This is a genomic window from Cupriavidus sp. 05T41 (assembly GCF_056396525.1).
In genome coordinates this window covers 34,514-45,148 of the sequence record NZ_JBFTLQ010000069.1, presented here as the reverse complement: position 1 = coordinate 45,148, position 10,635 = coordinate 34,514, and the positions used below count along the sequence as shown (strand labels likewise).

10 protein-coding genes and 1 pseudogene are annotated in these 10,635 nt (G+C 68.7%); 2 read left to right on the top strand and 9 right to left on the bottom strand.

The features are described 5' to 3' along the window. From AC1DKV_RS30500 to AC1DKV_RS30460, 9 genes and pseudogenes are all read right to left on the bottom strand, one after another. A pseudogene (locus AC1DKV_RS30500) lies at positions 1-417 on the bottom strand (hypothetical protein); the annotation flags it as partial. After that, positions 417-935: a hypothetical protein gene (locus AC1DKV_RS30495; protein WP_477138703.1), complete on the bottom strand. Its 519-nt coding sequence runs from the start codon at positions 933-935 to the stop codon at positions 417-419. The pseudogene AC1DKV_RS30500 and the gene AC1DKV_RS30495, both read right to left, overlap by 1 nt. After that, complete coding sequence (locus AC1DKV_RS30490; protein ID WP_441618317.1) at positions 932-1,591, bottom strand: hypothetical protein; 660 nt, start codon at positions 1,589-1,591, stop codon at positions 932-934. The genes AC1DKV_RS30495 and AC1DKV_RS30490 overlap by 4 nt, the downstream gene beginning before the upstream one ends. Further along, on the bottom strand, positions 1,588-2,136 hold the full coding sequence (locus AC1DKV_RS30485) for a hypothetical protein (protein WP_441618319.1): 549 nt from the start codon (positions 2,134-2,136) through the stop codon (positions 1,588-1,590). Before AC1DKV_RS30485 ends, AC1DKV_RS30490 begins: the two co-directional genes overlap by 4 nt. After that, positions 2,133-2,939 (bottom strand): hypothetical protein, encoded by an 807-nt coding sequence (locus tag AC1DKV_RS30480; protein WP_477138702.1) that lies wholly within the window; start codon positions 2,937-2,939, stop codon positions 2,133-2,135. Before AC1DKV_RS30480 ends, AC1DKV_RS30485 begins: the two co-directional genes overlap by 4 nt. Then, positions 2,932-4,620: a GspE/PulE family protein gene (locus tag AC1DKV_RS30475; protein ID WP_477138701.1), complete on the bottom strand. Its 1,689-nt coding sequence runs from the start codon at positions 4,618-4,620 to the stop codon at positions 2,932-2,934. The genes AC1DKV_RS30480 and AC1DKV_RS30475 overlap by 8 nt, the downstream gene beginning before the upstream one ends. Continuing rightward, positions 4,617-5,813, bottom strand: coding sequence for a type II secretion system F family protein (locus AC1DKV_RS30470; protein WP_477138700.1), 1,197 nt, complete (start codon positions 5,811-5,813; stop codon positions 4,617-4,619). Before AC1DKV_RS30470 ends, AC1DKV_RS30475 begins: the two co-directional genes overlap by 4 nt. Before the next feature lie 497 nt (positions 5,814-6,310). After that, entirely contained in the window at positions 6,311-6,733 is a 423-nt protein-coding gene (gene gspG, locus AC1DKV_RS30465) for a type II secretion system major pseudopilin GspG (protein WP_477138699.1), read from the bottom strand. A 32-nt stretch (positions 6,734-6,765) separates the two neighbouring features. Further along, complete coding sequence (locus tag AC1DKV_RS30460; protein WP_441618329.1) at positions 6,766-7,425, bottom strand: lytic transglycosylase domain-containing protein; 660 nt, start codon at positions 7,423-7,425, stop codon at positions 6,766-6,768. A gap of 769 nt (positions 7,426-8,194) precedes the next feature. On the opposite strand from AC1DKV_RS30460, the gene AC1DKV_RS30455 reads away from it, so the two are divergent. Both AC1DKV_RS30455 and AC1DKV_RS30450 read left to right on the top strand, forming a co-directional pair. Further along, complete coding sequence (locus AC1DKV_RS30455) at positions 8,195-9,841, top strand: multicopper oxidase family protein (protein ID WP_477138698.1); 1,647 nt, start codon at positions 8,195-8,197, stop codon at positions 9,839-9,841. Positions 9,842-9,929: 88 nt separating this feature from the next. Further along, positions 9,930-10,520, top strand: coding sequence for an SCO family protein (locus AC1DKV_RS30450; protein WP_477138697.1), 591 nt, complete (start codon positions 9,930-9,932; stop codon positions 10,518-10,520). Positions 10,521-10,635 lie beyond the last annotated feature (115 nt).

The window sequence follows — 10,635 nt, the reverse complement described above, 5'->3', positions numbered from 1 at the left end:
GGCCACCGCGGCGCCGCGCGCCTTGGCGCGCGCCGCGTCGATCGCGCGCAATCCGGCGAGCGCGCGTTCGTTGGCGCKGTCCAGCGTCAGCGCGCGGCGGTAGATGGCATCGGCCAGGTCCGGCTTGCCGGAGGCCGCCTCGCGCTCGGCGCGCTCCACATAGCTGTTCACGGCCTGCTCGCGCGCCCGCATGTAGCCCATGCGGTACTGCACGTCCTTCGGGTCCAGGATCATGGCTTCCTGGTACTTGCCCATCGCTTCCTCCTGCCGCCCGCTGGCCGCCAGGTCCCGGCCTTCGCGATAGGCCTTGTCGGCGGCGCAGCCGCCCAGCAGCAGCGAAGCGGCGAGCAGGCACGCGGTCCCGGCCCGGCTTGCGAGGCGGGCGAGGGCGCGCGTGGATTGGTTGACTTGCGGCATCAGTCTGCCTCCCCGAGGGACAGTTTCTGCACCTGCTTGAGCGGCAGGTACGTGATGGTCAGGGTMGTCGGCGTGATCGMTTCGGCGCGATAGGTGCCATCGATCATGCTGTGTTCGCGCACGACGTAGGTGTCGCCGCCGCGCGCGAGGTAGGCTTCCCACTTGCCGTTCTCCTGCTTCTTGCCGAGGTAGGTGAAGGGCAGCGGCGGCGCAGTGGGCTTCGGCGGGGGCGCCACGGCGACGGGCGGCGGTGGCGGCGGGGGGGGCGTCCAGTTGTGGCTGTCGAAGAGCGTGCCGTCGGCGGTGTCGCCAGCCCCCAGCAGCTCGGCCCGGTTGTGCAGCGCCAGGATGACGGGCTCGCCGCCGGCCGCGCGCGCTGCAGGGGTGGCCGCCTGCGTGGCATCGGCGCGCGTCACGGCGGCGACGATATCGTCGCCACTCGGCGAGCGGTCGCCGAAGATGGCCAGCGCCGCGGCCGCGAGCAGCGCGGCACCAAGTGCGAGATGCCTGGGCTTCATGGCTGCTGAGCCTGCATGGCGACAATGGTGCCCGGCGCGGGCACCGGGGCCGGCGCGGCCACGGGTTCGGGCGCCGCCGCCGGCGCGGCGGGCATGTCCTTCAGGTGCAAGGTGAAGCGCAGCCGCGCCTCCAGCGTGCCGCTGCCGATCGCGTCGCGGCGGAACGTGATCTCGTCGAGCGAGGCGAACGGGATCGCGAGCAGCGTCTTTTCGCAGAAACGGCGGATGGCGGCGTACGAGCCATTGACCGGCAGCAGGATCTGGTAGCTGTACACGCGGCTGTGGCGGTCGTACACCGACTTGTAGTCGGCCTTGGCCAGCACCAGTCCGTTCTCCCTGGCCTTGTCGAACAGTGTCAGCAACTCCTGCTCGATGTGGCGGCGGTCGCCGAGCGCGCCGTAGAAGAGGGCAAGCCGGTCCTGTGCCGACGTGGGCACGGCCGGTTTCGGCGCGCTCTGCGCGATCCGCTGCGCCATGCGCTCGCGTTGCAGCGAGGCGTGTTGCTGCGCCACGCTGGCCTGCTCGAGCGGGACCCACCAGAGCCAGCACAGCGCGCCCGCCAGGCACAGCGCCGCGGCGACGAGCGTGCCGGCCGCGTTGCGGAACAGCGCGAGACGCGCCTGCAACAGCGATTGCCCGATCAGATGCGTGTTCATTTGTCGCTCTCCGCCCACTGCGCAAGAAACTGGAACCGCAGCGGCCTGTTGGGATCCTGTTCGTTGAGTTCATGCCGCAGCAGCACCACCGACGAGAAGAACGGCTGGCTGCCCACGCGGGCGATGTAGGCGAGCATGTCGGTGCCGTCCTTCGCTTCCGCCACGCCCTTGATGGCGTGGCGGGCTGCGTCCGGGGACAGTTCGAGCAACGCGATGCTGCCTGCGGGCGTCGCCGCCTCGACGGCGCGGAACAGGTCACGCCACGGCAGGTTCAGGCGGGACACGACGTCGTTGACGGCGGCGGCCTGCGCGACCTCCACCGGTGCGGCGTGCCGCGCCGCCTGGCTGTATCCGGCCACGCGCGCGCGCATCTGCTGCAGCTGCCCGCGCTCGAGGTCGCCTTGCCGCGCAAGTCCGGTGGCCGTCACGGCCGCGCTCGCGCATAGCGCCACCCCGGCCGCGCCGGCCAGCCACGCAGCCGGCCGGGTGCCGGCCACGAACCGCCACAGCGAGCGCGGAGCGAAATCGACCCGGCTTGCCTTCATGGCCGTGCTCCGGTKAGGGCGAGTTCCGCGCCGGCCGTTGCCTGCGCCATCACGCCGTCGAGCGCCACGCATTGCGGCGCCTGCACCCCGGCGTCGAACCACGCCGCGGGGACCTGTCCGCACAGGCAGAGCCGCGCGGGCGCCGGCAAGCCGTGGCGCAGCGCTTCGCGCGCCAGTTGCACCGCCAGCCAGGTGCGGTCAAGCGGCGCGATGGCCGGCACCGGCAGCGTGCGCACATCGGTGAGCCGTCCGTGGTCGACCAGGCCCAGCACCAGCGCGTCGTCGTCCATCACGCCGAACCAGGCCCCGCGCGGCAGGGCACGCCGCCAGCGGTTCCACGCAGCGATGAAGCGCGGCTGGATGGCGACCAGCGCGAGGCGGTGGTCCGTGGCCGCCTGGCGCAGTCCGTCCACCAGGCACCGGGGCGCGGCGCAGGCCAGGAACGCGTGCTTCGCATCGCAGTCCGCGCTGATTGCCCAGTCCTCCGCGCGGTCCGCGTAGAGCTGGCCGAAGCGCATGCCGATGGCCGCCTGGCAGTCGCGCAGCCGCTCCGTGTTGCGCGGCGGCGTGACCATGAACATGCGTGTCCAGGCGCTGCCGAGGATCACGGATGTGGGCATGCGGGTGCAGCCGGTGTCCGCCAGCGCTGCGMGCAGGCCGGACAGGGCGCCCACGTCGGGCTCGGCGCTCAGCGGCGCTTCGGCCAGCAGTTCGTTGGTCCGGCGCAGCCAGCCGCATCGGCGCACGAGCGCCACCGAGGACGTGGACAAGCCGATGCGCAGGGAGAGAGGACGTTTATTCATGGAGCGTGACCCGTTTGATTTCTTCCAGCGTGGTGTCGCCTTGCCTGACCAGGTCGAGCGCGGCTTCGCGCAGGCTGCGGCTGCCGTTGCGGCGGGCCGCTTCCTTGATCTGGCGGATCGGTCGTTTGTCGATGATCAGCTCGCGCAGCTCGTCGTTGAGGATCAGTATCTCGGCGATCGCGCGGCGCTTGCTGTACCCGGTGCCGCGACAGTCGCCGCAGCCCTTTCCCTGCATGAAGCGCCAGTCCGCGACATCGGCGCGGGCGAGGAACACCTTGGCCAGCTCCGCGTCGTCGGGCTCCTGCGCCGTGGCGCAGCGCGGGCAGTTGAGCCGCACCAGGCGCTGGGCCCAGATGCCATTGAGCGCCGACACGAAAGCGTAGGGATCGATCCCCATGTGCGTGAAGCGCCCGAACACGTCGTAGACGTTGTTGGCGTGTACCGTGGTCAGGACCAGGTGGCCGGTCAGCGCCGATTGCACGGCGATCTCGGCAGTCTCGCGGTCGCGGATCTCGCCGACCATGATCTTGTCCGGGTCGTGGCGCAGGATCGAGCGCAGGCCGCGGGCGAAGCTCAGCCCCTTCTTTTCGTTGACGGGGATCTGCAGGATGCCCTGCAGCTGGTACTCGACCGGGTCCTCGATGGTGATGATCTTGTCGCGCCCGTTGTGGATCTCGGTCAGCGCGGCATAGAGCGTGGTGGTCTTCCCGGAGCCGGTCGGGCCCGTCACCAGCAGCATGCCGTAGGGCTCCTGCGACAGCATCCGCAAGGCGACCAGCGACGGCCCGTCGAAGCCGAGCGCCTCGGGCGTCAGCGAGCCATAGGCGTCGATCATGGCGCGCTTGTMGAGGATCCGGATCACCGCATCTTCGCCGTGAATGCTGGGCATGATCGACAAGCGCAGGTCGATCTCGCGCCCGCCCGCCTCCACGCGGAAGCTGCCGTCCTGCGGCACGCGGCGCTCGGCGATGTCGAGCTCGGCCATGATCTTCAGGCGCGAGATCACCTGCTCGGCGATTTCCACGCCATGGGCGGTCGCGGCATGGTCGAGCACGCCGTCGATGCGGTATTTCACGGCAAGGCCCTGCGCGGTGCACTCGAGGTGGATGTCGGAGGCGCCGGCCTTGAGCGCGTCGTAGAGCGTGGAGTCGACCAGCTTGACCGCCGGGCTGGCCGCCTCGGACAGCGCGGCGAACGACAGCACGGCGGCGGTGCGGCTGCCGTGCGCCTCGCCGTCGGCGCTGCCGACGATGGCGTCCACCGCGCGCACGGTCTCTTCCTGCTTCGACAGGTAGGCCTGGATGTCGGCCTGCAAGGCGAGCCGGTACTCGACCGGCATGCCTGCGCGCGCCTCGAGCCACGTGTGCAGGTCGGTATCGAACGGGTCGGCGATCACCGCCACGCTGTGGCCGCCGTCGTCGCGCAGCAGCACGCAGCGGCGCTGCATGGCCTTGGACAGCGGCAGCTTGTCGAAGACCGGCGCCAGCGCGAGCATCTGCGCGGTCTCCAGCACCTGCAGGCCGAACGCCTGCGCCAGGCTGCGCACGAGGTCGCGTGGCTCGGCCCCGGTGAGGCTTTCGAGCTCGCTGATGAGCGGGCGCTGCGAGCGTTGCGCCTGCCTGCGCGCCTGCTGCAGCAGCGCCGCATCGATGACGATCTGCGGATCGGCGTTCGCGTTCATGTCAGGCCCCCGGCAAGGTCGAAGATCGGCATATAGAGCAGCACGACGATGGTGCCGACGATCAGGCCGATGGCGGCCATCAGCAGCGGCTCGAACATCCGCATGAAGCGCTCGATCCACCGGCCGATTTCGCCGTCGTAGAAATTGGCGGACTGCGTCAGCATGGCGCCCAGCTCGCCGCTGCGCTCTCCGACACGGAGCATGCGCAGCGAGACGGGCGTGGTGAGTCCCTGTGCCTCGAAGGCTTCGGACAGCGGCAGCCCGGACTGGATGGCCAGCCGCGCCGCGCCGAGATTGCCGCGCACGCCCGGCGCGGCCATCGCCTGCGCGGTGTCGATGGCGGCGACGATGTTGATGCCGCCCTCGAGCAGCATGCCAAGCGTCAGGTAGAGCCTGGAGAGCCCGACGATGCGCACGCATTCGCCGAGGCCGGGCAGGCATGCCAGCAGGGCGGCGATGCCGTGGCGGGCCAGCAGCCGGCGCGCCCCCAGCCACAGCGCCGCGGCGCCGAGCAGCGCCGCCGGCGCCAGCAGCGTGCCGTGGCGCCCGGCGAACTGCCCCCAGGCCAGCAGTTGCTGCGACAGCCACGGCAGGCTGCGTCCCGCGCCCTGGTACACCTCCGCGAAGCGCGGCACGACGTAGCCGATCAGGAACGCGCTCACGGCGCCGCCCACGATCAGCAGGATCACCGGGTAGATCGCGGCGCTGGTCAGCTTGCCGCGCACGGCGTCCAGGCGCTGCTGGTAGTCCACGTAGCGGCCCAGTGCCTGCGGCAGGTCGCTGGTGTTCTCCGCCRCCTGCACGATGCCAACATAGAGCGGGGGGAACACGCMTTGCCGCTCGGCCAGGACCCGCGAGAAGCGCTTGCCTTCGCGCAGCCCGGCCAGCAACTGCGCGAGGATATCGGCCGATGCCGCATTGCCTTCCTTCTCCTGCAGCGCTTCGAGGCATTCCACGAGACTCAGCCCGGCATTGAGCAGGGCCAGCAGTTCCTGGCTGAACAGCGCCACCGAGAAGCGGCCGCGCCGGCCGGGCAGGCGCGGCCCGCCCGCGTGCGCGCGCACCGGGATGACGGCAGCGGGATAGAGCCCGCGCGCCTCCACCTGGCTGCGCACGTCCGCTTCGTCACGGGCGTCAAGCCGCAGGCGGACCATCAGGTGGTCCGCTGAGAGGGCGCGCACATCAAACTGCATGGTGTTGTCTCCACGACTTCCGGTACCGGCGGTGCCTGGCCAGCGGGGAACGCGGGGTTCCCCGGGGCTCGGCGCGCCTCGACGCCTGGACAGCCTTGCCTGCGCCGCGCATTGGCGCGCGGTGCAGGGCGGCGTGCCTAGCAGCGTGCCTTGCTGGCGGGCATGCACGCGCGTCCCGCCGGGACGGTGCGTGCGCATCCCGCGCGCCAGTGCGCGTTCGCCGCCGGCCGGAGGCAATACCGGCTGCCCTTGTGGAAACTGGATATGGTTGGCTTCATGTCACCCCCGACCCGCTAGGGTTTGTCTTTGTCTTCGCGCCGGACCCGTTCCGCCGCGTCTTGCGGCAGGCGCCCCGGCGTTGCCGGTGGCCCTGTGTTCCCCTGTCGCCGCGAGCTCAGTTGGGCACGGCTGGCTCGCCGTTGCCCACGCGCGGCGCTTTGTTTTCTTGTCTGGCAAGGCGCCCGGTGCATGCCCTGCTGCGGTGTTCCGTTCCGTCTTCAGTTGGTGATGTCGGCGTTGTCGCCGGTGCCGCCCGCCTGGCCGTCCTTGCCGAACGAGCGGATCTCGATCTCGCCGGCGGTGCCGGGCGACTTGTATTGATACGGGTGTCCCCACGGATCGGCGGGGACCGCTTTCTTCAGGTACGGGCCGTTCCACTGCGAGCCGCCGCCCGGCTTGCTCACCAGCGCAACGAGGCCTTCCTCTGTGCTCGGATAGCGCCCTACGTCCAGGCGATAGGTGTCGAGCGCCTTCTCCAGCGCGTCGATCTGCGCCTTGGCGATGGTGCGCTCGGACTTGCCGAGCTGCGAGAAGTACTTCGGCMCGACGTAGGCCGCGAGCAGCCCGATGATGACCACCACGATCAACAATTCGAGCAGCGTGAAGCCGGCGCCGGGGTGGCGGTGCGGATGCGTATTCATGGCGGCTCTCGTGGCGTCTTTCATGGCGTCCTTCACGGCTTGGCCTGGTTGCGGCTGGATTGCATGCGGGCGAGCACGGCCGGCACGTAGAGCATGGTTTCGCGGTACGGCGGGATGCGCCTGGCGTGCCTGGCCACGGCGCCCTCGCCGGCGTTGTAGGCGGCCAGCGCCAGCGCCACGTTGCCGCCGTGCAGGTCGAGCAGATACTTCAGGTGGCGGACTCCGGCCTCGATGTTCTGCGCGGGATCGGACAGCTCGGTGACGCCGTACATGGCCGCGGTCGACGGCAGCAACTGCATGACGCCGGTGGCGCCCTTGGCGGAGACGGCGGCGGGGTTGCCCCTGGATTCGACCTCGATCACCGCCTTGACCAGGGCGGCATCCACGGCGTGCTTCGCCGACAGTTGCTCGACCAGCGCCGCCAGCGGCAGGTCGCGCAGGCCCGCCGGCGCGGAGCCGTTGTCGGGGCGCGCGCCAGCGCGAGACGCGACGGCCTTGCCCGGCACGGCGGCGCGCGGCGTTTCGCCGCGCAGGTAGAGCCGGTAGCTCTTGTCGAGTGGCTGGCTGGCGAAGCGCACCTCCCCGTCCGGTCCCTCGGAGCGGTAGATGTCTGCGGCATACCCCGCTCCCGAATAGCCATAGCCTGTCTGGCCAATCGAAAAAGAGATGAGAATTTTTATTATTGGGCTCATGTCAGCTCCTCACCAACATGGCAAAAGATTAGCACGGGGATAATCCAAAAGAAAAGATGGGGCGGACCATCCTGTGGGATGAATGACAGGCGCTGTTACAAGGTTGAAAAGATTATTCCGTTGCGGATATTGGTGTCTGGCCACGCTGGATGCAACTAGAGGCCGCCATATTGAAATGTCCACACATTGCTCATCCATCTGCATGATAGCGTGGTCAGGCACAATCAATAAATTATTAGGCGTTCGCGCAAACCGGTGGGAAACCGGTGTCTCGCGAGCTAATAAAAAGGGCGAAGCGAAGAAACCGGCATTAGTTTTTATTTTAATAAAAACGAAAATGCAAACGGTTCTCGAATGGGGCGTCAAGCTCCGGCCGGCGGCGCAAGCGCCATCCGGCAACGCCTGCAGGGAAAGCCCCGGGGGGGATCAAGGGAGAGCATGCCATGCGGCATCAGACGTGTATGAATCCGTCACGGGCGATTACGCCGTGCCGGTTCGGGGTCTTGTCATTTTTAACCATCCAAGCTGCGGAAAACCCCAGGTTGGTGCACCGAAGTCAATGGTTCCGCCGGCTCTAATTAGCGCCGCCGCGGAACAGGTCATTCCACGTAATTAAAGGGAGGCTGCTGGGCGGCAGGGGTGCGCTCGTCCGGAGAAAATGGTATCAAAACAGGATGGTAAAAAAATGAGTAAATCGGGTGGGCGGGAAAATAAACGGGAAAATAGAAGGGCATTCTTCGGGCGGGCAGCGGCCGGCGCGACAGCGGCAGTGCTTGGAGAGGGACTGGGTACGCAAGGCGCGCTGGCCAAGGACGGCGGCGATTCGCGTGGCAGCCCGGCGACACGGCCCTTTATCGAGGTATTGCCGGTGCCGCCGGTCAAGCAGCCGGTGCCGGCACTGGTCCCGGCGGCGCAGCGCGTGCCCGGCGCCGGCGAATGCGGCCGCGCGGAACACCAGCGCTGGGCCKACTTCACCGCGCAGCGGCTCTACGAGCTGCGCGTCAGGCAGGCGCTGCACTCGTTCCACCGCGACCTGCCGACGCAGCCGGTCTGGGGCTACGACGGCCTCGTGCCGGGCCCGACCTTCGTGGCCCGGTACAACGAGCCCATTGTMGTGCGCATCCACAACGACCTGCCGGCGAACCATATCGGGTTCGGCTCGCCGGAGATCAGCACGCACCTGCACAACCTGCACACCGCCTCCGAGAGCGACGGCTTCACCGGCGACTACTACAGCGCGGGCAAGGCCGGCCCCACGCTCAGCGCACCGGGCGGATACAAGGACCATCTCTACCCGAACTGCTATGCCGGGTACGATGCCTATGCCGCGACGCATGGCGACTCCCGCGAGGCGCTCGGCACGCTGTGGTACCACGACCACCGGCTCGATTTCACCGCGCCCAACGTGTACCGCGGCCTCAGCGGCTTCTATCTGCTGTTCGACGAGCTGGATTCGGGCAACGAGAACGACCCCAATCCCAATGCGCTGCGCCTGCCCAGCGGGGTTGGCGTCTACGACATCCCGCTCGTCATCCAGGACCGCCAGTTCGACGCCAAGKGCATGCTCTATTTCGATCCGTTCAATTCGGATGGCATCCTCGGCGACAAGTTCTGCGTCAACGGCAAGATCCAGCCGCTGTTCGAAGTGGAGCGCCGCAAATACCGMTTCCGCCTGCTCGACGGCGGCCCGGCGCGCTTCTACGAGTTCTACCTGACCTACAAGGGCGTCGACCAGGAGTTCACCTACCTGGCCAACGACGGCAACCTGCTGCCGGCGCCGCTGGCGATGAAATCKATCCGGATGGGCGTGGCCGAGCGCGCCGACATCGTCATCGATTTCTCCCGCTATCCGATCGGCAGCCAGCTGTTCCTGGTCAACCGCCTCGAACAKACCGACGGGCGTGGCCCGAGCGACAAGCGCTTGTCGCCGGGCACGCAGATCCTGCGCTTCKATGTGCGGGCCGATCCCAGGGTGCCCGATGCCAGCCGCGTKCCGGCCACGCTGCGCGAGGTGCCGCCGATGCCGACGGCCGCGCAGCTCAAGAAGCTGCCGACCCGCGTGTGGGAGTTCGACCGATCCAACGGCGGCTGGACCGTCAACGGGCAGCTGTTCGACGTCACGCGGCCGGCGGCCACGCCCCGGCGCGGCGCCGAGGAGGTGTGGGTGCTGCGCGGCAAGGGCAACTGGTCACATCCGGTCCATATCCACTTCGAGGAAGGCCGCATCCTGTCGCGCAACGGCAATGCGCCGCCGCCGCATGAGCGCGGGCGCAAGGACGTGTATGTGATCGGGCCCGGCGAAGAGGTGAAGCTGTTCATCCGCTTCCGCGACTACGAGGGGAAATACATGATGCATTGCCATAACGGCCAGCACGAGGACCACGCGATGATGATCCGCTTCGACATCGTGCCCTGATCCGGCGAACGGCACGCACGACGCGATACACGGCCCGGTACACAGAGCGAACGCACGCACGACCAAAACCATGGCGGAGCACGACAACATGTCTTCCAAGCGAACCCTCCTGAAAGCCCTGTGCGGCGCGGCGCTGCTGCCGGCGGCGGCGAGCGCCCGCGGCCTGGCCGTTGCCGCCAGGCACGGCCCGCGGGCCGGCTATTTTCCCAACGTCATGTTCGAKACGCACGWCGGGCGCAAGGTGCGTTTCTACGACGACGTCGTCAAGGGGCGCCTCGTCGTCTTCAACATGATGTACACCGCCTGCGCCGGCATCTGCCCGCCCAACACGGCCAACCTGATGGCGGTGCAGGCCGCGCTCGGCCACCGCGTGGGTCATGACATCCACCTGGTCTCGCTGACGCTGCAGCCCGAGCTCGACACGCCCGCGGCGCTGCAGGCGTATGCGCGGCAGTACGGCATCCGGCCCGGCTGGACGTTCCTGACCGGCCGGCGCGCCGACATGGACCTGGTCAGGCGCAGGCTCGGCTTCTACGACTCGGATCCGGCGGAGGACGCGCTGCTGTCGCGCCATACCGGCATGCTCAGCATCGGCAACGAGCCGCTCGACCGCTGGTGCATGATGCCCGCGCTCACGGCGCCGCAGCAGATTGCGCACGCGGTGCGGAACATGGCGTAGTCATCGGCACAAGCGCCGCGGCTTGCAAGCGGCGCGTGCCCGCAACCTTGGCAACCGGGGATCGAAGGAGGCTTGTTGGGTCTGTGAGCAAGCGCGGTGGCGGCGATGCTGCCGG

What these genes read in the sequence shown, in the direction of transcription:
- AC1DKV_RS30460 (WP_441618329.1), bottom strand. Translation starts at nt 7,425, where the DNA reads ATGAGCCCAATAATAAAAATTCTCATCTCTTTTTCGATTGGCCAGACA.
- AC1DKV_RS30485 (WP_441618319.1), bottom strand. Translation starts at nt 2,136, where the DNA reads ATGAAGGCAAGCCGGGTCGATTTCGCTCCGCGCTCGCTGTGGCGGTTC.
- AC1DKV_RS30490 (WP_441618317.1), bottom strand. Translation starts at nt 1,591, where the DNA reads ATGAACACGCATCTGATCGGGCAATCGCTGTTGCAGGCGCGTCTCGCG.